This is a genomic window from Bacteroides sp. 1001302B_160321_D4 (assembly GCF_015667765.1).
In the GTDB taxonomy this organism is placed as follows: domain Bacteria; phylum Bacteroidota; class Bacteroidia; order Bacteroidales; family Bacteroidaceae; genus Bacteroides; species Bacteroides xylanisolvens.
This window is the reverse complement of record NZ_JADPLO010000046.1, coordinates 19,925-43,240: the sequence shown is the minus strand read 5'-3', so window position 1 is coordinate 43,240 and position 23,316 is coordinate 19,925. Positions and strand designations below refer to the sequence as shown.

Genomic DNA, 23,316 nt, shown 5'->3' with positions numbered 1-23,316 from the left:
TATGGAAACTCATGGAGCGTAGACAAAACGGTAAGCCTATCGAATTCTCCATTGAATTCTGTAAAAAGAGCACAGGCGAACTTGTCACCTACGATCGTGCAGTATTGACCTCATTCCATAGTAGTGGAAGCACTATTAACGTATTACCTGCCGGAGAAGCTACTCCGAGAAAAATCCGCCGATGCCTTATCACCAAATTCAACAATCTCAAAGTATATTTCTAATGAAGCAACAACAACCCTCAATCAATCTTATAATGAAAGGCTATGATACTTATGCCGTCTTAAAAGGTGGAAAGAATGTTATCAAATTCAGTGATAACAGTGATATCGCCACTGATAAGAATCCTACACCTATCGAAGTAGCTCCCAAAGGAGAAAAGAATCCAATCAAATGGATACCACGCGGACGAAATAATCATATGCCTTATGACATCATGAAAAAAATCGGTACCAACGTCACCATAGGCAGCAATATCGAATTCAAGAATAAAGTTGTATTCGGTGATAGCATACTCGTCTATCGGAAATACCGGGACCCTAAAACGAGGAAAATAGTCAAAGAGGAAGTTCTTCCGTACGAGCAGCCGGAAATTTTTGAATTCCTTGAAAACAACAACTTCAATTTTGTCCGTATGGAGCTGGCAAACGATCTGGTTATATTCTATGACGGCTACCTGGAGTATATATTCAACAATGACAATAAATCCCCCAAACTCGTACAAATCAAAGCTAAGGAGTCCACTTGTTCCAGGATCAGTGAAATTGACGAAAAGACTGGTAAAAGCGAATGGCACGGTTATTCTGCAGAATGGCATACCGGTACACCAACAGATTTGATTGCCACTCCCCTGCTCGATCGGCAGACTCCACTACTCGACCTCAAAATGAGAATGGGACTTGCTCCCAATGACAAAGGAGAGAAAATTGTAGGAAAAGAACGGAGATTTATCCATAACCTCCGCATCTCTACACCCGGACGGTTTTATTATAGTCATCCATATTGGTGGAGTGTTTTTGCATCCGGCTGGTATGACTTCTCCAGTGCAATCCCTGTTTTCAAAAAATCATTGATTAAAAATCAAATGGCACTGCGGTACATTGTGTATATTCAAGAGCCTTTTTGGGAAAAGTTATTTGCATCTGAAGGCATAGTCAAAGATGACGAGAAGAAAGCACGCAAAGAAAAGTTCCTGAAGGATATGAATGATTTTCTTGCCGGTGAAGAAAATGCCGGCAAAGGCTTTGTCTCTCACTTTCGCTACGATCGTGTAAAAGGCTTTGAAGAAAAAGACATCATTATTACTCCACTCGAATCTTTCTTCAAAGGTGGTGAGTATATTGAAGACAGCGAAGAGGTCAGCAATATGATGTGTTACGGTATGGGCGTACATCCTTCGATAATCGGATCCGCACCAGGTAAGGGAAAAAGTATCAATGGTACCGAAGCACGGGAGTTATTTATCATAGAACAGGCACTCATGAAGATGTATCAGGATACAACATTGGAACCTCTCTACTTTGCAAAAGCCATGAATAACTGGCCTAAAGATATTTATTTCTCGGTGACTAATTGTCAACTTACCACGCTGGACCAAGGTACCGGAGCGACAAAGAATACAGGTTTAACCCCAGAAACAGAATAAAATGAACGCACTAATCCCCGACATCGACACCCTCAAAAAGGTAGTAAAGATCAACTCCTCACTGCCTTACGAATCAATCGAACCATACATCGAAGATGCACTGGATATATACATCAAACCGTATATCGGTAAAGCAACGATCAGTAAAGCTCATGAAGACAAAGGATCTGACTTATACAACAAACTACTGCGTGCCCTCGGCCCATTAACCCTGATGCTCGCATCTGATGAACTGGGTGTTATGTTCGGTGATGCCGGTATCACAGTAAGTAACGTGCAGGGACAGCGTTCTCCTGCCAGTGACACTAAGATCGCAGCAGCAAAAAAGAATCTCTGTTTTCGCGGAATGCAAGCACTTGACCGGCTAATATCATACCTGGAGGAAAACAAAAAGGATTATCCTGATTATGTTATCGATAATATACCCCGTTTTTGCTTCATTCGTAATGCAGCAGAGTTCCAGGATCTCGGTATGGTAGACATTGATTATTCTATCCTATCTTATCGTATCATGTTCCCTACCATTCGTCAACTTCAAGAACACAACATTCGAGAAATGATAACGGATAAAGTCTATGACATACTCAAAGAAGCTCTTTCAGAAAATACCGAAACGCCCAAACAACAAGTACTTATTGACTATATCATCCGCTACTTAGCCAATAAAACTGCCGAATTATATACCTCACAGAAAACAACCGAACAACATGTAGCCGGCAGAACGATCGAATATACTCCCACTATTCGACCAATCTATCAGGATCCGGACGCAAACGGCAATTTTTTTGCAGACCAGGCAACTTATTATTCAGGGAAAATACACACTTATCTGGCCGAAAATGCGGAAGAACTGGGAATTGAAACAACGTCACAAGCTATTGACTTCAATTCTAAAGAAAAGAAACTATTCACCTCAATATCGTAACACTATGCATACTATACAAATTAAAGATGATACATACACACTTCCAGGAAGTTGGAACGAACTCACCCCGAAACAGCTTCTTTATCTAGTCAAACTCACAAAGTCAGATATACCGGTAGAACAAGTTAAGGTATACATGATGCTTTATTGCCTGAAAGCTCATGTATGCCGGCATAAGAAAATATTTAAAGAGTATGTACGTATCAGAATTTGGCAAGAAAGTCCAACAGTCCGCTTCTATGTCCGTCGCCATAGCTATCTTCTTCATCCGGAAAAAGTATCAATGCTTGCCAACTTGTTTGACTTCCTTATTTGTTCAGAAGAAGATAGTTCATTGCCCATGCGCAAATACTATCACCTGACACCGGATCTGACAACCAACCCATATCCAACCATCCATTGCCAACTTTGGAAATTCATCGGTCCAGAAGATCAGTTGCTTGATATTACCTTTGAACAATTCATGTATCTACAGACCTATCTTGATGCAATGCATTCAGATCCAACGAAGATTGACCACCTACTAGCCTGTTTGTGGCATCGTAATAAGGTATTCGACATTAATCAATTAGACAAAGATGCAGCCATTCTTCACCATCTTCCTGAAGACAGAAAAATACTCATGTATTGGTATATTTTAGGAAGTCTGTCATGTATGGCCAATTCCTATCCGCGTATTTTTTCAGGAGAGGGAAAGGGTAGTTACGGTCGCGTATTCGACGCACAGCTCCGCCTTCTTGATTCCCTGGCACAGTCCGACATGACTAAAAAGCCGGAAATCCGAAAAGGTCTTTTACTTGATGCCCTGTATTCGATGGACGAATCGATCAGACGTAAAGAGGAAACCGAAGAAAGTCTAAGAAACAGATAAAAGTTTGTTAGTAGCAAACAAATAAATAACAAAAAGTTTGTTAGTAGCAAACTTTTCTATATATTTGCAGTGTCAAACAAACGCGGGTGACGTCCGCATAAGTTCTTTTATATTATGGAACAATTGTTCGAGGCTATCCTAAAGATAGCAGATGCGAATCCTGATGGATTCACGGTTGACCTCACAACCTTAAAAAAGGTCACAAAAGGTATTTCAGTCGCCTATCTTGAGACTCAAGACAGTTTCGGAGAAGAAGGATTGAAGAGAGTTCTTAATCATGCTTTGATGCACGAAAAGAAAGTCGGTGGATGGCTTAACGAAGAAAACAATCAGTTTTATTTCGACTCCATCAAGATTTTCACCAACCTTGAAGAAGCCAAGCAATTCGGGCGTGAAAACAAACAGATTGCAATTTTCGACATCGGGCAAATGAGACTCATCAAATTGTGATCCGGAGGGGCAAAAGCCCCTCCATTACAAAGTATATTGCATTATTAAATACCCGATTATCAAATCGTAAATTGATGAATTATGAAGAATTTAGACTTACTACCTCTCTCTGCCGAGAGTAAAAAGCGAATCGACGAATTCGCAAAGCAGTATCAACGTTATGGACATATATCCATAGAAGTAGTCTCTTACTCCGATAGCCGATTAATCATTCGTGCGGAGCAAAAAGACTTAGTGAATGACAAGTTCCTTACTAAAAAGGAACTAACCGAACGTGTACGAGAAATGTTTAAGGGAGAAATCCCGGATGATTGGAAGCTGACTGTATCGGCTGTAAACTTTGACCGTAAAGATATTGATGGCATTACCGTTGACTGGATTAAGAAGCGCATGGAAAAGCTCGGATTAAAAAGTAAACACCTAAGCAACTATACAGGTATCGACAAATGCACTGTATCCTCTCTTCTATCCGGTGATAAAGAGCTAACTAAATGGCATAAGGTAGCCCTCTACTACTTCTTTAAATATTATGAAGTAGCTAACTTCTAAGCATAAATAGATATTGAGACAGGAAAGCGGAGTAAAAAACTCCGCTTTCTTTTGCTAAATATGAAAAAGTTTGTACCTTAGCCCTAGCCAAATAATTATATAAAAATATGAATCCCTTTTCATCGTGTAATCTGTAAAATCAGATTAAGGTCTCTATATAAACCTTTTGGCGCACGATGATAAGGGATTCGCCCGTTTGATTATGATAGATATAGACTTTAGTACTGATTTTCCGTCAGAGAACGCTCCTGAAGACACTTTTTACGGAAGTCCGAGTAGTTCTACAGATGATCCAGCTTCATTGCCGGACATCACTAGCGACACACCACTTCTAACGAATGGTATGGATATAGGTGACCTAATTAATAAATAGCAAATGCTATTAAAAAGGAAGTGACAGCCACAAAAGAGCCGAATATCAGAAATGCAAGAGAGCGTTTAGTATATTCGACTCTTTTTTTATTCATTGCATCCTGTGCAGTTATTTTCTGTTGAAGTACAACCAATTCATCACTAACGACTTGCTTCTTTTGATCAGTATCTTTCCCCTTAAAATAGGCTATATATTGTGGTATCGTAAACTTATCTGGGTCTTTTCCCGGTGAGAAAAAAGAATGCGGTTTAATGACTTTATAAATATACCCTATAGAAATAGAAGTGAAAACAACAATAGATAAACATCCGGCTGTCAAAGCTGCATCATCGTTTACATTTAAGTGCGTGAGAATATACCCTATGGAAGCTGTCAAGATAGCGAAATAGGTAGCAAACAATGTATATCCCCTCTCTGTAATAAGCGATTCCACACGAACAAGGTCATTATGTCGTGTCGTTGCCTGTTCATAGTACCATTCTATAAGAGATAAATCTATTACTTCTAATTGTTCTGTAGTGAGTCTTTCCATTGTCTATCAAATTTTGAGCTAAAATACATTATTCTATTGGCATTACAAATATATTACCACTATCTTTGTTGCTGTAATAAATAAAACTATAATCTATGAAATGCAAACTTGATAAATTAGAAATACCAGCTGATCAACCTTTCAAGAATTGTAAACTGGATCGGGAGAAGTATGCAGAAATACTTAAAACAATCATTACTACATATGAAAAAGGTTTCGTCTTGGCTATAAATGGCAGATGGGGAACAGGCAAAACCACATTTGTAGAAATGTGGAAAGCATATCTTGAATTAGATAATTTCCACACATTGTATTTTAATGCCTGGGAGAATGATTTCATATCAGATCCTCTTGTAGGATTACTTGGGGAACTAAAAAAAATAAATCCACAAGAAAAAACCAAAGCAGCACTAACATCAGCTATAAATACAGCCGGAAAAATAGTATTGAAAGCGGCTCCCGCAATGTTCAAAGGAGTAGTAAAGAAATATGCAGGTGAAGATATAGTCAACATATTTTATGATGGAATTGAAGAAGGTGCTTCAATGTTGAAAAAAGAAATAGAAAATTATGAAAGCCAAAAATATAGCCTAAAACAATTTCGGGAAGAACTCGAAAAATATGTTGATGAAATCTGTGACAAAAAACCATTGATATTTATCATAGATGAACTTGATCGATGTAACCCACATTATGCAGTAAAAACTTTGGAAAGGATAAAACATCTTTTTAATATACCTAATATTGTATTTATCTTATCCATAGATAAAGAACAATTAAGCAACTCTATACGTGGATATTATGGAAGTAATCTAATAGCTGCAGATGAATACCTGAAAAGATTTATTGATATTGAATATATCTTACCAGATCCAGATGTAGATAGTTTCTGCAAATATCTATTTGATTATTACGATTTCAAGTCTGCTTTCTTTTATACCCAAAACCAAATAACTTATCATGCATCAAACGCCACGGACGACTTATTAATGACAGCAACAGCCATTTTCAGATACAAAAAATTAACTCTTAGACAAGTTGAAAAAATATTCACTAATATTCGCCTATCCCTAAATATGTTTAGTAATAGGCATAACTTATATACCAACTTAGTATTCCTGCTAACCTATCTCCGGATTTGCGAACCTGATTGCTATGAAAAGCTTTCCCATAAAGAGTACAAAACACAAGAGCTTATAAAGCAAATTGAAACACTTTTCCCCCAACAAATGTTTGATACTAAGTTCAATAATAGAAATCGATATTTCTATTTTACAATAGCGCTTTTGTTAGACTGCTATAGAACAACTAATTTGTTGAGAAGAAATGAAGATGAACGTTTCTTAGTCAAACTAGAGGGAAAAAACAGATTATTTTTCACAGTAAATATCATCAATGAATCCCTATTAATTGAAGCTCTAGAATGGCACGAATCCAAACAAGACATAGTACCTTTAGAAACTATTACCACTAAAATTAATTTATTGGAGAATCTTACAATTTCTGATATAGAATAATTTAATATGATTTTTTAATATCAATATTAACCAGCAAAAGAAAGCAGAGTTTTTTGCTCTGCTTTCTTTTGCTGGTTCTGAAAAATAATTCTACCTTAGCCATTGCCAAAACAAACCAACTTGTCAATTCCTTATGTCGTGCACCCATGAAAACTGGGTGGCTGGGTGGTTCCAGTTGGCACACGATATAAGGAATTGATTTTTTTATACTATGGAATCATTAGAAATTCATTTCAAAAGTATAATATTAAGTGATCTATATTGCGACCCTCGTAAAAAACGTATTCAATACGATATATTGGATAAGCTACAAATTAAATTATTACCAGAACAACTTATTAGTTACCGGAAACAATTAATCATGGAGGGACTAATAACTGAAGATTGCCCGGATGAAATAGATTCACCCGTTGAAATAACTCCTAAAGGTTACAAAATTATTCACTTGCATAGAAGTTACGATGCCTATATTAATTCTATGAAACAGGATGAGGAATTAAGAAAAGAGAGCGAAAGACTGCAAGCTAAATATTTGAAACTAAAAATATACAATACGGTCATAACTATTTTTTGTACCATAATATCATTTATAGCAGGTATCCTACTATCAGGCCCAATAAAACAGCTATGGCAACAGCTATAGATTTATTAAATACCGCGACCCTATATTGATAGTAATCACGAGATAATTCAGACAACTTGCGACGTAGATTTTTAATCTCCTGTTCTTGATCCATATTTGATTTATTTTGAGCTAAAATACAATTTTCTATTGGCATTACAAATATATTACCACTATCTTTGTTGCTGTAACAAATAAAACCACACATGGAAACAAAAAAATTAACAGCTGCCGAAAGCACTCTAGCAGCTATGTCAAAAACAGTGCTAGTGTTAGGTATCATAGGTTCAATCGTAGTTTTCTTCTCGTCATGTATTGCGTGGGAATATTCCAGATACTCCGGAGGTATAGTTGGAGCAGATGGAATCAATTGGTTAGGATTCCCAGCCCTTATCTATTGTGTCATGGGTACCTTGATTGGATGGTCTGTGCTTACTATTCTCGTTGAAATCGCAATCAATACCCGGACAAACAATTCTCAATCTAATTGGAAAAAAGACTTTGCTGTAATGGTAGCTGCCGGAGAAAAAAAGAAAGCTAAAGAAATTCTTTATCGTGGAATCATGGAATCAGAAGAATTTAAGCAGGTGCTAACCGGTGGAAATGAAAATTACCACAAAGAGTGTATAGACGCTTTAAATAAGAAATACAGTGATTACCTTAAGGCTATCAATGAAGACGTATTCATAAATGTGGATGAGAACAAAATATATAAAGCATTTAAATAAAAATCTTAATATACTATGGAAACATATGATTTTATAGCTATTGATTTTGAAACGGCTAATGAACAACGAGATAGCGCATGCCAAATAGGAATTACTACTGTAAAAAACAATCAGATACATGAAGTAAAATCATGGTTAATCAATCCTGTACAATCATTCAACTATTTCAATACAATGATACACGGAATAACAGAAGAAATGGTACAAGATCAACCTACATTTAAAGACATATGGCCTGAAATTGCTCCTTATTTTGGAAATGACGAAGAAGGTAGTATCATCGTTGCTCATAATGCTACCTTTGATATAAACGTTCTTCTATGTATGCTGGAACGATACAAAATAAACATTCCTAAGGGGATATTTCTTTGTAGCCTAGCAATAGCCAGAAGAACCTGGATACAACCGTCTTATAGCCTTTCTTCTTTATGCCAAGCTTTTAATATCCAACCGGGAAAACATGATGCAGGAGAAGATTCCAGAGCCTGTGCAGAAATTACTCTGTTAGCAGCTAAAGAAAAAGGAATAGACTTAAGTAAACAAATTGAATCCGAAGAAGACTTTAACAATATAGAAAATAAATTCCAAGTTCATCTTGGAATATTTAATGAGAAAGGTTATATTCCTTGTACATGCAAACAAAAACAAAAAGCAAATCAAATAAGAGCAATCAAAGGAGATGAGACAAAAAACAATCCTGACTCCATTTTCTACCAAAAATATGTAGTATTTACTGGAACATTATCTTCAATGAAAAGAATCGAGGCCCAACAAATAATTGCTGATATAGGAGGTATAAACCAAAGTGGTGTGAATCGAGATACTAACTTTTTAATTGTTGGACAACAAGATTTCCGAGTTGTTGGAGAAGATGGCATGAGTAGCAAGCAAGAAAAGGCTATTAAAATGATAGAAAAAGGGGCTGAACTTGAAATCTTGTCAGAAGATGATTTTCTACACTCCATATAATAGAAAAAAAATCCTATTCATTTGGCACTATCAGATATTATCCTCATATTTGTAGTGCCAAATCAAATGATAGATAATCTATCCCGATGAGCAACGGTTAGATGCTCAATACGAAATTGGGCTTTTTTATGTCCATCAGTTTGCTTCCGATATTAATATTGTTTGCAAATTCATATACGAAATAGTAGAAGTTTATTTATAAACGAATACGGCTGTCTTTCTTCTCGTTGTATTACAGCTCTTCGGGGTTATACTACATTTGGTTTGGCGACTACGGGAAATTGGCAGCCGTTCGTGTACCGTCTAGGTACACGAAAACTTGCCAATAACAGCCAAACCAAATGTAGTATATGAAACAAGTAACCCAGGGCACGAACTACGTGCCCTCATTCCGCACAGGAACAGACGTAAACACGCTCCAACAGCGTTACTTCCGTGAATTGAAAAAAGAATGCGCTATCAACTCTGCATCGGACGCCTATTACGTCTCTGCAATAGCCTGCTTCTGCCTGACCTTTATCTTTCCCCCTGCTGTAATTGGCGCAGTTCTCTGTGTCTACCGAGCAAAGAAGTGTCAGAAAGGAGGTGAAAAATGATGTTCTTTATCCATCATGTACAGACCTATCAGAAAGTCAATCGTAAGGGTCAGGAAATGTGTGAATTTGCCCAAGCATACGACCGTATTCTAGTACAAGATGAATGTGCTATGGATTCCCTAAAATGCGAATTCGAAGAAGTTGTCAAGGAACTGAATGAGAAATATCCTAATCAAAAAAAACTCAAATTCAATGGGCATAATGGAGACTCCTCCGGTGGACAATGGAGTATAAAACTAGGAGACGATGATAGCAATCCTGTATGTTATATCTCATACAGTAAAGTACGCGGTCATTATTCTTTTGGAGAAGGATCTCACCTACTGGAGCAGAAAGGAGATCAGCCATGACACCAACAGAAATCAATGGCATCATCCTCACCGATGATTGTATCTCATCAATCAAAACTATCCAAGAAGGAGAACACTCTTGGATGGAAGCAACACTGGAAAAAGCAATTGACCTGGCTCTTGATATCGACTCTCCAGATATTGATTCTGTTAATCGACTAACACTTATTTCTGAAATCAGAATAATAAAAAAGCATATTCAATCAATAAGCAGTATTCAACACCCTAAAAAATAACATTATGAATAGACATGAAGCCTTACAGTTAGTAAACAAGTTACTGGATCCGGAAACACCAATGAACGAAAAGCAGCGTGCAGCCGCACAACTTTCTGAATTAATTCGTATATTGCTTCCAGAATCAGACGAAGAACAAAAATGATCTTAACGATAATAACTATATCCGGAATAGTACTTCTGTGCCTGGCATTCTTTAAAGCCTCGCGCTCAATCCTTGCAAAAGTATTTTGGCTTCTGCTCATGCTTACTTTGTTAGCACTATTCCTGTTCTTATAACCTATCGTTTTGTCCTTTATAGCCCGCCCGCAGCGGGCTATTTTTGTCTCCATAACCTAAACATTATACAGTTATGGAGTATGACCATTTCGCTTATGGTGAAGCCTTAGCTTCGGCACTCAAAGCCATTTCACACACATCTCAAAAGAAAAGGTTCTTCACAGCATTCGGACTGGAGGACCTGATCAGCCTCGATGACAGTTTATCCTCCATCAATGGAACCATCCTTATCGCCGTTGATGGTTGCGAGTCCGAATCCGAAGACAACGAAGCTGATTCACTCAATGACAAACAAGTCTACTCATTCATCGTGGCCAGAAACACAATTTCCGGAAATCCGGAAACGATTAATCAGGCAGCCAAACAATGCAAGAGTATATGTAAACAGATCCGGAATAAATTGCTGAAAGACATTAAATATGTAGACCGCAATACTCAAATTAACGGTATCGGCCCGATCGGTGATAACTTCTATGGCACCGTGCTTACCTTCTTTGTTAATGTTCCGGAAGAATTCATCGTCGATCCAAACTACTTTTTGTAATGGGATTCTATAAACGAATGTCAGACAAGCAGTCGGAAATAAAACGCTATAATGCAGCCCGACGAAAAGCGGATAAGTTATCTTCTACTCCGACTTCCCGGCTAATCCGAATGGAAACCATCTCGGAGATAGAACGCTATAACATCGCCCAGGATGCCGACCGACTCACCGCATTCAATAAAGAGGTAGAACAATGGCAGGATGCTGTCAGTAAACAACTCAAAGCCACCATTTCATCCCGTAGTTTACGTATTGCTCGTGAACTACAACCTAAAGCCTATACTGACAAATACGGATTAATCAACCGACTTGGTTTCTCTTTTCCTCGTCATGGTGTCTATATCCACAAAGGCGCCGGACGCGGGCAAGGTGGTCTTATCGGAAGTAAATGGAGCTATCTGAAGAGAATCAACGGAATGGAAATCAATACGAGTATCATCCGACATACTAATCCCGCATCACTTGGCAAACAGAATGAAGGTAACCGGCAGGCTTACCATTGGTTCGATCCGGTCATCAAAAACCGTCTTCCGGAACTTGCCGATATCTGTATGCGCTATTTTGACACTATGCTTATCGACGCAACCAAAATATACATTGAAAAGTAAAGCCATATGAACGACCTAAACCGAAGTATTAAAATATTTATTGATGGAACTGAAGCATCAGCCGGCGTCAAGAAGATAGAAGATGCCATCTCCCAGCTAGAGAATAAAATATCTTCTCTTGATAAATCAGAATCAGGATATGCCAGAAAATCCAAAACTCTGCAAAAAGAACTGGAGAATAAGTATAAAACTCTCAATACTTATAAGCAAAAAGTAGCCGAGACCGACCGAATCCTGAAAAACCTCTCCGGAGCAACCTATGACGAACTATTATCTGTCAGCCAAAAAGTCCGTAAAGAACTCCGTGCAGCCATACCCGGTACTGAACAATACAATGCAGCCCTGGAGCAAAATAGGCGCGTCGCTGAAGCAGTAGCCAGGGCACAAAAAAATATGCGTGTAGAAGTTGGTTGTCAAGCTAGTCCAATAGGGAAAGCCGTGGAACTGTTTAATAAATATGCTGCAGTTGTCACCACCGTCATAGCAGCTGTGACAGGCTTAACACTAAAGCTGAACCAACTTCGTGAAAAACGCAATGAACGTGAAGATGCCAAAGCCGATGTCGAAGCATTAACAGGACTTTCCAAAGACGACATTAATTGGCTGGAACAAGAAGCAATCCGGCTTTCCACTACAATTAGTGATTCCGGTATCCGGATCCGACAATCAGCAACCGAAATTCTTGATGCTTATAAATTGGTCGGTTCTGCTAAACCGGAGTTACTATCTAACAAAGAAGCACTGGCCGCAGTAACCGAACAAACACTCATCTTAGCATCTGCTTCAGGAATGACATTGAAAGATGCTGTTGATGCTGTAACTCTTTCACTCAATCAATACGGAGATGGTGCTGATCAGGCAGCCCGTTATGCGAATGTCATGGCAGCCGGTTCTAAATACGGAGCTGCTGCTGTTGAATCAGTAACTACCGCAGTAAAAAAATCTGGAGTGGCAGCCAATGACGCAGGTATTCCTATTGAACAATTAGTTGGTACTATCGAAACCTTAGCCGAAAAAGGCATAAAAGACGAAGTTGCAGGTACCGGACTAAAAACCTTTTTCAATCGCTTACAGAAAGGAGCAGATGACACTAATCCTAAAATAGTCGGTCTTGAAACAGCTTTGGAAAATCTCCAAAAGAAACAACTTAGTGTTAACGATCGAATCAAAATGTTTGGAGAGGAAGCTTTTAGCGTTGCTACCGTTTTAACTAACGAAGCAGAAAAAGTGAAATACTACACCGAAGCAGTCACTGGAACTAATGTCGCTCTAGAGCAAGCAGCCACCAAATCAGATACGGCAGCCGCCAAACTCGCTCAAGCCAAAAACAAAATGAATGAGATGGGAATGGAGCTGATGGAAAAACTTAATCCTTCAATCATCAGCGTAATAAACGGTACAGTAAACTGGACCAGAAAAATTATAGACCTGATTGGGTTCATGGTCAAACATTCGGGTATCATTATCACTCTAACTACAACAATAGGAGCGTACCTGTTAACCATAAAAGCGATAACCATATGGGAAACAAAATTGAAAGATGCTAAAATTGCAAGCATTTTAGCTGATAAATTGTGGGAAACACGTTTATTAGCGTCAATCGCAATAGAAAAAGCAGGAATAGCAGTAAAAGCACTCCTAACTGGTAACACCGTAGCCTTGAATACTGCGATGAAATCATTATGGAAAACAATCGGATTAAATCCTCTAGCTGGTACTATAGCTTTATTAGCTGGTTTGGCAGTTGGGATATACCATGTCGTTACAGCCCGTAAAACCCTCTCCACTGCACAAGAAGCCGCTAATAAGATTAGTCTAGAGGCATCTAAAAACACATCCGAAGAAACAAATCATCTTAAATCTTTAAAGGAAATTCTTTTTGATTCAAAAAAAAGCTATGGTGAAAGACAATGGGCATTAGAAGAAATTCAAAAAATAGTACCCGATTACCATGCCTCATTAACTAAAGAAGGAGAGTTAATCAATAACAATACCGGTGCTCTGGATGGATATGTAGAAAAATTACTTATCACAGCTAAACAACAAGCTGCAAACGCTAAATTACAAGAAGCTCTAAACGAACGTACAGAATGGTTCAGTAAGCAAAGTAGTTCAGAAGCCATGAAATTTAAGAGTATTGAATGGGATATTAATGATCCCATAAATTCAAACAAATCTTTGGAGGAAATAGCAGCCTCTAATGGAGTTTCTCCCACAGCATATCGTGCTTGGGCTTCCAAGAAAAGCCAGTTGGATGAGAATGTCAAACTGTATGAGGATATGATGCGAGGATATACAGAGGAAATTGCCAAAGTGAATTCTAAATATCAAAACAGTAACAATGATAATGATGGTAATGGTGATGGCAATGGTGATAGTGATGAAGAAAAAATAAAAAAGAGGCTTGAGAAAGAAAAAAAACTATATAACCAAAAACAAGCCTTCCTGAAAGAAATGTATCTGGAAGGGGGGGATGACACTCTCCAAACAGAAAAGCAGTTGAGCGAAGAAATGGAATGTCTCCAAATGGAATACTTGGAGCGTTCTTTGAAAATTGTCGGTGAGAAGTCAAAAGAAGGCATTAATATCCAAAATCAAATCAATGACCTGAAAATTAAACAACAAAAAGAACACAATCAGGAGCTTATTAATGAATTAATTAATCAAGAGACAACTCAATATGAAAAGCAACAACAGGATTTAAAAGAACTGTATGCCTCCGGCAAAGATGAGAATCTAAGCTCCGAAACAGCCTATAATGATGCTATGGAACAACTTACCATCATGCATCTTGAACGAATGCTTTCCATTGCCGGTTTAAACGCCGAACAACGAAAACAAGTTGAGAAACAACTTCTTGATTTCAAAATAAAATGCATGAAGGAAGAACAGGCCGCCCATGCCAAAGCAAAAGATGCTGAACAAAAAAAGACGGCAGCACAAACCCAAAAAGAACGACAACAATATAAGGAACGACTACGCACATTTCAACAATATGGTTCTGAACTTGGCTCTGCGTTAGGCAACATCATCGCAGGACAAGAAAATGCAATGCAAGGTTTCGCAGATGTCATGATCGATATTATATTCGATGTTCTTGCCCAAATGATAAATGCAAAAATAATTGAACTAACAGCAGTAGGAACTGAAAATGTTGCAAAAGCAACAGCCAATGAAATAGGAAGTAAAGGTTTCTTAGGCATTGGAACAGGAGCCATCCTTGGGGGAATCATAATGGCTGCAATTGCAACTGCAAAAAGTGCTCTGAAAGGAATGGTTAGCGGCAAACACTCGTCCGGATCTTCCGACTCCGACACGTCTTCGACCGACGCTCCCAAACGAGCAACCGTCAGCGTATCCCAATGGGCATCCGGCCGGTATGATGTCATCGGGAAAGATGACGGCAAGAACTATCAGGACATACCTTATATTGGGGCTGCACAAACCGGAATCGTCCGACACACTTCTCTAGTTTCAGAGAATGGTGCAGAATTAATCATTAACGCCGAGGACTTATCCCGGTTACAAAAACATATAAATTATCCTTTGGTACTAAATGCGATTGAAGATGCCCGTAAAGGTCATGTGCCCCAACGAGCTTCGGGTAATTACGCAGCAATAGATACTCCTGTCCGAAATAACCAGGAAATCCATGAAACTGATACATCAGCAACCGAACTAGATAAACTCATAAAAGAAATCGGAATGCTGATTAATACCCTCAAAAATCTAAAAGCATACGTATCCCTACGAGATATACGAAATGCTGAAGAACTAGATGAAAAATCCAAGAAACCATTTACCCGATCAACCAAATAAGAATTATTATGGCACTAAGAATATCAAATACATCCGGTACTTTTGATCTGCCGAAAGACTTCAGTACAGAAATAGAAGACAGCTCTCCTATCTACAACGAACGGGGATCACAATCTATTGCCGCTACCATACCTGGTACCAGAAATAATCTACGTCTCAACAATTACATTAACAGAACTGATATTGACAGCGCCCCTATTGCTGATGAACGCGTGACCATCAGTGACGGAGTTTACCATCGAGTGGGTAAAATGAATACGACAAAAGCTTCAGAGAATGACGGAATAACTTTTAATGTAGGCTTTGGAGAATCTGAATTATATAGTATATGGGAAGATGTTTCTTTGCAGTCCATCAACCTTCCTGTTCTTCGCCTTGGAGGAGTATCAGAATTAATACCTTATATTATAGAGAATAGTCAAAAGAATGATTCTCCTTTCTGTCTGTTTCCTGTGGCTGTATCTTGCAATCGTAAGAAAGATAATGATACAGTTACGGATTATGCAGAATATATAAATAATTATCGTGATGGATATTGGTGGAAAGCACGGACGGAAACTTTTTTCATCAATGGAGAACCCGTGGAAGTATCGCTTCCTGAAGGATATGGAATAGTTCCATTTATAAAAGTCAGCTATATATTAGAAGCTATATTCTCAACCTACGGATATACTGTCACGGAGAACCCATTTACTAACCACCACCAGCTCGGTCAATTGGTTGTTCTTAATAATGCAGCCGATTGCTGTGTAAAAGGAGAACTAAAATATGCTGATCTCATGCCTGACTGCACAATCAATGAATTCATGCAAGCCTTATGGTGCCGTTTTGGATTACTTTACTTTGTAGATGGAAATACCCGTAAGGTCAGACTTAAATTCATTCGTGATATCCTTAATTCCAAAACTACTTCTGATTGGACGCTACAAAAAGCGTCCAAACCAACTATCAATTTTGAAGCCCCACAGCAATTAAAATTATCAGCTGCAACAAACGTACGGGGGGAAGATCCAAAATGGACGGCAGCTCCTGCCGCTGATTCACTGGATAAATTCTTAAAGCCATATCACTATATTGTCACGACTAAAGCAAATGGATACCTAACCTATTCTACAGAGAGCGGATTATATTATAAAACAGATAACATAACCGGACGTTCAGAATTAGTGTCAACGGATTTCTTCCCCTGGGATCGTGGAGCTGATATGGCATATAAAGAGATTACCTCTATTGATGAATTTTTGCCTTCCGCAACGGAACGTTTTAAAGGAGACGTATATAAATATATACGAGTTCCTTACTATCTCTTCGGTAAAGTACATCGATACACCACAATTTCTAGTTCCGATGTTGAATTATCAGAAAACTTAAACTACCAAACCCCTTTGGCATTTTGCTTTTCTTTCTTCGATACAAGAGATCGAGTTACTTATGGTTCACAAATTTGTCTGGATATTTTCGGAGAACCGGTATTAAACAAACAAAATGGAAAAGCCTGCGAAATTTCTCTTTTATTTGTTGGCAAATATGGACTGTTCAATCATTTCTGGAAGGAATATGACGCTATTCTTCGCCACGCCAATCATCTCATAGAAACGGATATGCATCTATCGGCTCAACAATGTATGAATCCAGATTTCTCCTCTCCTATTTTACTTGATGGTCAACGAATGTTGCCTGATACCATACGTTATACGTTACCCAAAAGTTCTTCATTCCCGGCAACAGTCAAATTGCGTACAACCAAATTACTCAAACCATATAATCTGGAAGAAGAACAAACCGTCCCCATCGTCGATCAAAAATATAAGTGGGCGTTATTTGATAACAAGAATTCAGTCGTAGAAGCTGCCGTAAAACTACAAAAAGATGCCTGGAGAGACGAAGCAAATAGAGATGGGAATAGCTTATATGACCTACAATATAAGAATGTTTCTACTGATACAGTGGATATTAAAGTCCCTCTTTCAGTACCTACTGAAGAAGATTACAATAATAAAAAGGAGTATTTTATAAGGAAAGTCAATTATAGTTTCGATCTATATTACCGGATTAGGTATTACCTCGGTACAACGCCCGATGGACACCTCCATTATGAGATTAGTAATTCGAGAGGAGGAGTACATTATGACCTGCAATATGACCAATCAGTGCGTGCAGAGTTATTATAAAATGTCCTTTATATCCCGCAATATAACATACAATTTTGCAATATGAATACATCAGAAACAGTAATATCAACTATTCAATCAAATGATATTGAAAAGATGCTCATCACTTATCAGAAATATATGAAAAATGCATCTATTACGTTTGATGACCTCTTTCTTTTTCTCTCTCACCCCACCGCTGATAGAGAAGAATTCCTGCATGACTATTGTACCTGTAATTATCTGGTACAAGAACAAATTATCTCACCTAATTATCTAGTAAAATGAGTCTGACTGCAAACATATCGCCCGCCAATATGGCATTGACCGGCAATCCAATCAAGTTGTCGATCAACAGCAGTTCTCTGGCAACTTATACCATTTTAGTAGGAGAACAAACAATATTCACCGGCAGCGGAGAAGGCAACTTCTTTGTTTTTATTCAGGATATACTTGCTGATATAGTACAACCGGCCCAATTATATAATGAATCGGAAGAAGTTCTGCTACAGGCAGAAGGTTGTTCTCGTAATGTTACTATCAATGTTTCCAATAGTGAAAAAAATAATCTAACGATCTCACTGAAAGTATTTATTGGCGGAGTAAGCAAAAGAATGTTACGTCATCTCAATGATGAAAATAAAAATGTGTTTATCTGGAAATTGATGAATCCGGACGGTAATTTCTTCCAAACAACCCGTACTTCCGAAAGACTTATTAGAATCCGGGAAACGGAACTACTTCCGCTCTCCTTCATCTATCCTGATGGTGGTATACTAAGAGTAATTGCAAACGGAATGGAGACCGCCCTAATCGGAGTAGCCGGACAACCGGTTGCACTCAACTTATATCGTCTTCGGAAGCAACTTTTCGATACTCACCATATTCTTGCCTCCATATTTGATATCTATGTAGGAGAAACTAAATCCTGCACGATCGTAATTACTCCCGGAACAATAAGTAGAGAAAGGTATCTCTTACAATTTCTTAATTCATACGGTTCTTATGAGCTGATCGAAATTACCGGCATTGGAAGTATTAAGCGTGAAGCAGAAAAAGAAAATGCATTCAATAAGTATGATGAAGTCATAGATGATTATGTTGAATCCTGGGAAAGGTTATCCGGACGCGAATCTATGACTGTAGAATCCGGATATCGTACAAATGACGAACTGATACATTTGATTGATCTGTTATCTTCTGACGACATAAAACTCCTTGGACTGGACGGACGAAATATCAGAGTAAATGTCACAGCGGAAAATCTTACCAGAGCATCCCGTGCAACCGTTCCGGAGAGTATAAAGTTATCTCTACGTTTTGCGGATTCAGAGCAACGTTATACAGGTTCATTTAATGATGATGATTTAGGGTCGCCACGAATACATACCGAACAATTCACTAAACAATTCAATTGATATGTCAACACAACAGGATCTCATAGATCAACTGATAGACTACATTGACAAGGCTATTTTGAAGAACAGTGTCTCCAACCGACATGTCGCAACAGTACTATCTTTCCTAAATGAAAAACTGAAAGATTTTGCTGAAGGAGATACTTTTTTGCGTCGTAAGCAACCAGACAGCACCCTCTTCTTATTGCAGTTACTAGGAGGACTTGAAGTTGAGAAAGGAGTAAAAGCTGATAATATAGAGGTGCTAAATGAACTTCTTGCCAATACCGCCTCTTTCACTGGAAACATTTCTACTTCAGGAGATATTTCTTCTTCAGACTATGCCTGCAAAATGTTGGGATGGTTAATATCGGCTATCGGAGATGCAGAGTTTAACTCTGTACACATACGCGGATTCTTGGAATCAGATGAATTTAGATATAATCGTATCTCGGTAGTTAGTGGAGAAACTTGGAATGCACCTGGCGGGGGCATCATAGAGGAAGTGGATCCACTGGAGAGAATTATCTATTTGAAATTAGAGCCCGGAGAACTTGCAGAAATAGAGATTGATGACATCTGCAAAGGAAAATTCAATGATTCGGTCACTGGTTTTCATACCTCTTATTTCCGAATTTCTGAAAAAATTGATGAAAAGACTTTTAAATACATACTTCGTAGCGGAACTATACTTCCACCACAAAAGACCATGCACTTCGTTTCGTATGGTAACTTCACAAACAAAGAGCGACAAAGATCGAGCTACTCGACACAAAGCTATGTCCGCTATCTGACAGGTGTTAATAATTGGGAGATTACTAAGGAAATGATCGCTATGCAGTTGGGCGACCTGTCTAACTTAAAACTGTTTGATATTGATATGACCGGACATAGTGCGTATCTCCGTAATGTATATATGACCGGAGTTATCAAACAGATTTCCGATGATGGAGTAACAGAAAGCCGCGTCCCCTGTTTTAAGGGAGAGTGGAAAGCGGGGGTTTATTATTACTATGACGAAGTAACTCACAACGGATCATCATGGTTATGTATTTCAGATAAGCCTACAACGCAAGAACCGGAGGAAGGTGCTACAGACTGGCTTGAAAAGTCGGCGGCGGGTAAAGATGCGGTAGTAGTTAATATAATGAGTAGCAATGGGAATATTTTTCAGAACGGCTCTGTGTCTACTACATTAACCGCTTATGTGATAAAGGGAGATACTGATATTACAGATAGTGTTCCGGATTCCCGGTTCTCGTGGGAGAAAGAAAGTAATAACGATGATACCGATAAGATATTTAATGAGGCGCATGTCGGGCACGGGCATGTGTTGACACTTACCCCGGATGATGTTTGGGGACGTGCTACATTTAATTGTATTGTGAATTTGTAAAACTTCTAAATTATGAAAATAAAAGATTGTATAGCTTTTGCAAAGTGTGTGCGTAATCCTGACTCGCCTTTGACTGTAGATGCTCAAACAGTTCATGGAGAGAGTTCCACTTGCGCATATCACCAAAATGAAGAATTATCTTCCAAAGATGTTTGTTCTCCAAAAACAAAGATGACATTGTCGCAGATAGATTTGAGTAAATTTCCCGATGGTAGTCGGGTTCTGCAAGTTGGTCCGCCACTGATAATAGATATTCCCGACAGTTATATTGAGGCTGTCCGAAATTCGCCATTAGGCAGTGACAAGCAACCTCCTTGTAACTGTTTAGAAGATAGTCGGGAGACATACTACAAAATTCAATCAAGTTTTTTAATTGGTAAATCGAAGCTAGATGGCACATAGTTTCCTCAAACCAGATTAAACCTGATATTTCTCCTGTAGACGCTCCGTTGATTAGGCTATGACAATATTCATGTGAGAATTGATATGCCCATCTCCACCATTCATCGCCTTGCGTACTTAAAAATATCAAGTGTCCGTTAGGAATTTTATTGCATTGAGGGTCTCCTGGACGATATTCTATCATACATAGAGTTGACATATCTACTGATTTCTCCAATGACAATGCAAAGTCATTCTGGATGTTAACTAATAGTTCATGAACGATTTCTCTATTGTATATACCGAAAGCATCATCGATGGGCATGAATATATTTGATGCAATATTAGAAAATGCTGACATAATAATTGAAATTTTAAATGTGACGAAACAAATGTAGTAATAATAATAGAACGCTCTACATCTTGAATAATAAAGTTTTAAATGTGACAATTTTCAACTACCCTTTATAGACGTTTCTTATTTAGATAATAGTATTAACAACTTAATTAACTAGAATTATGCCAATTGCAAGAGGACAAATTACCATCGTCGACTTGAACGATGCGAAGTCAATGAACATGTATCTAGGCTCTAATCAGCCTTTGACGCAAATCTTTAACAAGGAAAACAGCACCTATGTACCGAACTATACGGCTTCTCCTTTCCTTGTCATTACCCCTGAAATGTATGTATCCGGAACGACAACAAACGTAATCAGTCGTTTAAAAGCTGCTCCTACCTATACAGTGAATGGAGGTGCAATCACTGCATTCGGTGGTACTGTTGCCGCTACTGCGCCGTATGCGTTGACGCTTAAGAACAATATGACATCTGTATCGCAGATGAAGGTTGAATGTTCCGGTATCTATGTTGATCCAGACACAGGTTTGGAAACTCCTGTAAAATCTGTCATCAACTATACCAAAACAGAAAATGCCGGTCAACTTATCATTGCTATAGCGTATGCCCCTAAAGGAAATGTTTTTAAGAATGGTCAATCCGAATCATTGACAGCCCATTGTGATATGTGGCGTGGTAGTAGTATTGACGCCGATAAGGTTGCTTATCAGTGGCACAAATTGAAATCGGACGGCACATGGGAATCTTTGGCGGCTTCAAATTCTTATGGCATCACGGGGACAACGACAAATGAAATATCTATTCCTGCCAGTGCCGTACTTAATTTCGAATCTTTCAAATGTGCAATCAAGGATACCGATACAGCATCCGGAACCTACAACACAACAGTGAGCGATATTATTTCGTTCTCCGATCTTTCCGATCCGTATATAGTGGAAGTATCTTCCACAACGGGGGATAAGTTAGTAAATGGCCAAGGAAGTACGACTATCAATGCCAAGGTATGGCAAAATGGGGAAGCATTCACCGATAGTGCTGCTGATACCAAATTTGTATTTTCTTGGAAGAAGTACAATAAGGATGGTACACAAGATACGGCTTGGGGAACTTCCGGTGTAAAGACTGGAAAGACCATTACCGTCACTGCTGCCGAAGTCGATGTAAAAGCGACGTTTGTTGTTGAATTATCACTAAAATAATAGTATGATAGTAGCAAGAGGACAAATAACGATTAGCGTAACGAAGGACGGGCAATATCCCGCGCAGGAATTCGCAAAGTCTAAATCTGGCACAGTTGCGCCTACAAGTGGGTGGAGTAAAACTCCGCCCGCCTGTGGTACAAACGAATATTTGTGGATGCGCACGGGTATTGTTATCCCTCCGGCTACGTCTCCCGTTTCGTGGACTACAGTTCGCATTGGTGCAATAGATGGGGCAACTGGGGCTAAAGGTGACAAAGGCGAAACGGGGCCGACCGGATCGCAAGGTATTCCCGGCACATCACAGTATTTTCATGTGAAGTACTCCGCTAATGCGAACGGCAATCCTATGAGTGATACCCCTAATACTTACATTGGTACAGCAGTTACAACGAGTGCGGCCGCTCCGACTGCTAACACGTCGTATAAATGGGTACAGTTGAAAGGTTCGCAGGGCATCAAGGGAGATCAAGGTATCGCGGGACCAACCGGAGCGGATGGTAGAACAAGTTATCTGCATATCAAGTATAGTGACAACGGTACGACCTTTACGGCAAATGGCGGCGAGACTCCTGGTGCTTACATCGGCCAATACACCGACTTCACGGCGGCAGATAGCAATACGTTTTCCGCTTATACTTGGACGAAAGTGAAGGGTGACAAAGGAGATAAAGGCGACAAGGGAGATACGGGTGCAACTGGGGCTAAAGGTGACAAAGGCGAAACGGGGCCGACCGGATCGCAAGGTATTCCCGGCACATCGCAGTATTTTCATGTGAAGTATTCCGCTAATGCGAACGGCAATCCTATGAGTGATAC

General features: G+C 38.9%; 25 protein-coding genes and 1 pseudogene. 25 read left to right on the top strand and 1 reads right to left on the bottom strand.

Going from position 1 to position 23,316, the window contains the following annotated elements:
- Window positions 1–11 precede the first annotated feature (11 nt).
- The 7 genes from KFO40_RS17240 (at window position 12) to KFO40_RS17210 (ending at window position 4,813) form a co-directional block, all read left to right on the top strand.
- A complete protein-coding gene (locus KFO40_RS17240; RefSeq protein ID WP_049702383.1) occupies window positions 12–224 on the top strand; it encodes a hypothetical protein in 213 nt (70 codons plus the stop codon).
- Window positions 224–1,645, top strand: coding sequence for a hypothetical protein (locus KFO40_RS17235; RefSeq protein ID WP_049702382.1), 1,422 nt, complete (start codon window positions 224–226; stop codon window positions 1,643–1,645). Before KFO40_RS17240 ends, KFO40_RS17235 begins: the two co-directional genes overlap by 1 nt.
- Before the next feature lies 1 nt (window position 1,646).
- Window positions 1,647–2,570 (top strand): DUF6712 family protein, encoded by a 924-nt coding sequence (locus tag KFO40_RS17230; RefSeq protein WP_175353590.1) that lies wholly within the window; start codon window positions 1,647–1,649, stop codon window positions 2,568–2,570.
- A gap of 4 nt (window positions 2,571–2,574) precedes the next feature.
- Complete coding sequence (locus KFO40_RS17225) at window positions 2,575–3,441, top strand: hypothetical protein (RefSeq protein WP_175353589.1); 867 nt, start codon at window positions 2,575–2,577, stop codon at window positions 3,439–3,441.
- A gap of 114 nt (window positions 3,442–3,555) precedes the next feature.
- A complete protein-coding gene (locus KFO40_RS17220; RefSeq protein WP_211146631.1) occupies window positions 3,556–3,891 on the top strand; it encodes a hypothetical protein in 336 nt (111 codons plus the stop codon).
- Between the two features lie 81 nt (window positions 3,892–3,972).
- The gene (locus KFO40_RS17215; RefSeq protein ID WP_211146630.1) at window positions 3,973–4,440 is read left to right on the top strand and encodes a hypothetical protein; all 468 of its coding nucleotides are present in this window, start codon (window positions 3,973–3,975) and stop codon (window positions 4,438–4,440) included.
- Window positions 4,441–4,606: 166 nt separating this feature from the next.
- A complete protein-coding gene (locus KFO40_RS17210; protein ID WP_211146629.1) occupies window positions 4,607–4,813 on the top strand; it encodes a hypothetical protein in 207 nt (68 codons plus the stop codon).
- On the opposite strand, the gene KFO40_RS17205 is transcribed toward KFO40_RS17210, so the two are convergent.
- Window positions 4,803–5,345 (bottom strand): hypothetical protein, encoded by a 543-nt coding sequence (locus KFO40_RS17205; RefSeq protein ID WP_211146628.1) that lies wholly within the window; start codon window positions 5,343–5,345, stop codon window positions 4,803–4,805. The two genes, KFO40_RS17210 and KFO40_RS17205, sit on opposite strands and share 11 nt — an antisense overlap.
- A 95-nt stretch (window positions 5,346–5,440) precedes the next feature.
- Between KFO40_RS17205 and KFO40_RS17200 the strand changes: the two genes are divergently transcribed.
- The 18 genes and pseudogenes from KFO40_RS17200 to KFO40_RS17115 all read left to right on the top strand — a co-directional run.
- Window positions 5,441–6,862, top strand: coding sequence for a P-loop NTPase fold protein (locus KFO40_RS17200; protein ID WP_211146627.1), 1,422 nt, complete (start codon window positions 5,441–5,443; stop codon window positions 6,860–6,862).
- A 211-nt stretch (window positions 6,863–7,073) separates the two neighbouring features.
- Complete coding sequence (locus tag KFO40_RS17195) at window positions 7,074–7,505, top strand: hypothetical protein (protein WP_211146626.1); 432 nt, start codon at window positions 7,074–7,076, stop codon at window positions 7,503–7,505.
- A gap of 185 nt (window positions 7,506–7,690) precedes the next feature.
- On the top strand, window positions 7,691–8,212 hold the full coding sequence (locus KFO40_RS17190; protein ID WP_175353584.1) for a hypothetical protein: 522 nt from the start codon (window positions 7,691–7,693) through the stop codon (window positions 8,210–8,212).
- A gap of 15 nt (window positions 8,213–8,227) precedes the next feature.
- Complete coding sequence (locus KFO40_RS17185; protein ID WP_049702374.1) at window positions 8,228–9,181, top strand: exonuclease domain-containing protein; 954 nt, start codon at window positions 8,228–8,230, stop codon at window positions 9,179–9,181.
- Between the two features lie 350 nt (window positions 9,182–9,531).
- On the top strand, window positions 9,532–9,777 hold the full coding sequence (locus KFO40_RS17180) for a hypothetical protein (protein ID WP_175353583.1): 246 nt from the start codon (window positions 9,532–9,534) through the stop codon (window positions 9,775–9,777).
- Window positions 9,774–10,127, top strand: coding sequence for a hypothetical protein (locus KFO40_RS17175; RefSeq protein ID WP_175353582.1), 354 nt, complete (start codon window positions 9,774–9,776; stop codon window positions 10,125–10,127). Before KFO40_RS17180 ends, KFO40_RS17175 begins: the two co-directional genes overlap by 4 nt.
- On the top strand, window positions 10,124–10,363 hold the full coding sequence (locus tag KFO40_RS17170) for a hypothetical protein (protein WP_175353581.1): 240 nt from the start codon (window positions 10,124–10,126) through the stop codon (window positions 10,361–10,363). Before KFO40_RS17175 ends, KFO40_RS17170 begins: the two co-directional genes overlap by 4 nt.
- Before the next feature lie 4 nt (window positions 10,364–10,367).
- Complete coding sequence (locus KFO40_RS17165) at window positions 10,368–10,508, top strand: hypothetical protein (protein ID WP_175353580.1); 141 nt, start codon at window positions 10,368–10,370, stop codon at window positions 10,506–10,508.
- Window positions 10,509–10,715: 207 nt separating this feature from the next.
- Window positions 10,716–11,186, top strand: coding sequence for a hypothetical protein (locus KFO40_RS17160; protein WP_175353579.1), 471 nt, complete (start codon window positions 10,716–10,718; stop codon window positions 11,184–11,186).
- The gene (locus tag KFO40_RS17155) at window positions 11,186–11,794 is read left to right on the top strand and encodes a hypothetical protein (RefSeq protein WP_049702369.1); all 609 of its coding nucleotides are present in this window, start codon (window positions 11,186–11,188) and stop codon (window positions 11,792–11,794) included. Before KFO40_RS17160 ends, KFO40_RS17155 begins: the two co-directional genes overlap by 1 nt.
- A gap of 6 nt (window positions 11,795–11,800) precedes the next feature.
- Entirely contained in the window at window positions 11,801–15,613 is a 3,813-nt protein-coding gene (locus KFO40_RS17150) for a phage tail tape measure protein (RefSeq protein ID WP_211146625.1), read from the top strand.
- An 8-nt stretch (window positions 15,614–15,621) separates the two neighbouring features.
- A complete protein-coding gene (locus KFO40_RS17145; RefSeq protein WP_211146624.1) occupies window positions 15,622–17,784 on the top strand; it encodes a hypothetical protein in 2,163 nt (720 codons plus the stop codon).
- Between the two features lie 42 nt (window positions 17,785–17,826).
- Complete coding sequence (locus tag KFO40_RS17140) at window positions 17,827–18,051, top strand: hypothetical protein (protein WP_118219904.1); 225 nt, start codon at window positions 17,827–17,829, stop codon at window positions 18,049–18,051.
- A complete protein-coding gene (locus tag KFO40_RS17135; RefSeq protein WP_175353576.1) occupies window positions 18,048–19,181 on the top strand; it encodes a hypothetical protein in 1,134 nt (377 codons plus the stop codon). The genes KFO40_RS17140 and KFO40_RS17135 overlap by 4 nt, the downstream gene beginning before the upstream one ends.
- Before the next feature lies 1 nt (window position 19,182).
- Window positions 19,183–20,556, top strand: a complete 1,374-nt coding sequence (locus tag KFO40_RS17130; RefSeq protein ID WP_211146632.1) for a hypothetical protein — start codon at window positions 19,183–19,185, stop codon at window positions 20,554–20,556.
- A gap of 12 nt (window positions 20,557–20,568) precedes the next feature.
- Window positions 20,569–20,958 (top strand): hypothetical protein, encoded by a 390-nt coding sequence (locus tag KFO40_RS17125; protein ID WP_153882611.1) that lies wholly within the window; start codon window positions 20,569–20,571, stop codon window positions 20,956–20,958.
- A gap of 498 nt (window positions 20,959–21,456) precedes the next feature.
- Window positions 21,457–22,497 carry a hypothetical protein gene (locus KFO40_RS17120; protein WP_217622118.1) on the top strand — a complete coding sequence of 347 codons (1,041 nt, stop codon included), beginning with the start codon at window positions 21,457–21,459 and terminating at the stop codon, window positions 22,495–22,497.
- A 4-nt stretch (window positions 22,498–22,501) separates the two neighbouring features.
- Window positions 22,502–23,316 (top strand): annotated as a pseudogene (locus KFO40_RS17115) (hypothetical protein); the annotation flags it as partial.

What these genes read in the sequence shown, in the direction of transcription:
- KFO40_RS17235 (WP_049702382.1), top strand. Translation starts at nt 224, where the DNA reads ATGAAGCAACAACAACCCTCAATCAATCTTATAATGAAAGGCTATGAT.
- KFO40_RS17135 (WP_175353576.1), top strand. Translation starts at nt 18,048, where the DNA reads ATGAGTCTGACTGCAAACATATCGCCCGCCAATATGGCATTGACCGGC.
- KFO40_RS17240 (WP_049702383.1), top strand. Translation starts at nt 12, where the DNA reads ATGGAGCGTAGACAAAACGGTAAGCCTATCGAATTCTCCATTGAATTC.
- KFO40_RS17195 (WP_211146626.1), top strand. Translation starts at nt 7,074, where the DNA reads ATGGAATCATTAGAAATTCATTTCAAAAGTATAATATTAAGTGATCTA.
- KFO40_RS17120 (WP_217622118.1), top strand. Translation starts at nt 21,457, where the DNA reads ATGCCAATTGCAAGAGGACAAATTACCATCGTCGACTTGAACGATGCG.
- KFO40_RS17125 (WP_153882611.1), top strand. Translation starts at nt 20,569, where the DNA reads ATGAAAATAAAAGATTGTATAGCTTTTGCAAAGTGTGTGCGTAATCCT.
- KFO40_RS17230 (WP_175353590.1), top strand. Translation starts at nt 1,647, where the DNA reads ATGAACGCACTAATCCCCGACATCGACACCCTCAAAAAGGTAGTAAAG.
- KFO40_RS17185 (WP_049702374.1), top strand. Translation starts at nt 8,228, where the DNA reads ATGGAAACATATGATTTTATAGCTATTGATTTTGAAACGGCTAATGAA.
- KFO40_RS17155 (WP_049702369.1), top strand. Translation starts at nt 11,186, where the DNA reads ATGGGATTCTATAAACGAATGTCAGACAAGCAGTCGGAAATAAAACGC.
- KFO40_RS17205 (WP_211146628.1), bottom strand. Translation starts at nt 5,345, where the DNA reads ATGGAAAGACTCACTACAGAACAATTAGAAGTAATAGATTTATCTCTT.
- KFO40_RS17175 (WP_175353582.1), top strand. Translation starts at nt 9,774, where the DNA reads ATGATGTTCTTTATCCATCATGTACAGACCTATCAGAAAGTCAATCGT.
- KFO40_RS17200 (WP_211146627.1), top strand. Translation starts at nt 5,441, where the DNA reads ATGAAATGCAAACTTGATAAATTAGAAATACCAGCTGATCAACCTTTC.
- KFO40_RS17160 (WP_175353579.1), top strand. Translation starts at nt 10,716, where the DNA reads ATGGAGTATGACCATTTCGCTTATGGTGAAGCCTTAGCTTCGGCACTC.
- KFO40_RS17170 (WP_175353581.1), top strand. Translation starts at nt 10,124, where the DNA reads ATGACACCAACAGAAATCAATGGCATCATCCTCACCGATGATTGTATC.
- KFO40_RS17225 (WP_175353589.1), top strand. Translation starts at nt 2,575, where the DNA reads ATGCATACTATACAAATTAAAGATGATACATACACACTTCCAGGAAGT.
- KFO40_RS17190 (WP_175353584.1), top strand. Translation starts at nt 7,691, where the DNA reads ATGGAAACAAAAAAATTAACAGCTGCCGAAAGCACTCTAGCAGCTATG.
- KFO40_RS17130 (WP_211146632.1), top strand. Translation starts at nt 19,183, where the DNA reads ATGTCAACACAACAGGATCTCATAGATCAACTGATAGACTACATTGAC.
- KFO40_RS17150 (WP_211146625.1), top strand. Translation starts at nt 11,801, where the DNA reads ATGAACGACCTAAACCGAAGTATTAAAATATTTATTGATGGAACTGAA.
- KFO40_RS17165 (WP_175353580.1), top strand. Translation starts at nt 10,368, where the DNA reads ATGAATAGACATGAAGCCTTACAGTTAGTAAACAAGTTACTGGATCCG.
- KFO40_RS17215 (WP_211146630.1), top strand. Translation starts at nt 3,973, where the DNA reads ATGAAGAATTTAGACTTACTACCTCTCTCTGCCGAGAGTAAAAAGCGA.
- KFO40_RS17145 (WP_211146624.1), top strand. Translation starts at nt 15,622, where the DNA reads ATGGCACTAAGAATATCAAATACATCCGGTACTTTTGATCTGCCGAAA.
- KFO40_RS17180 (WP_175353583.1), top strand. Translation starts at nt 9,532, where the DNA reads ATGAAACAAGTAACCCAGGGCACGAACTACGTGCCCTCATTCCGCACA.
- KFO40_RS17220 (WP_211146631.1), top strand. Translation starts at nt 3,556, where the DNA reads ATGGAACAATTGTTCGAGGCTATCCTAAAGATAGCAGATGCGAATCCT.
- KFO40_RS17140 (WP_118219904.1), top strand. Translation starts at nt 17,827, where the DNA reads ATGAATACATCAGAAACAGTAATATCAACTATTCAATCAAATGATATT.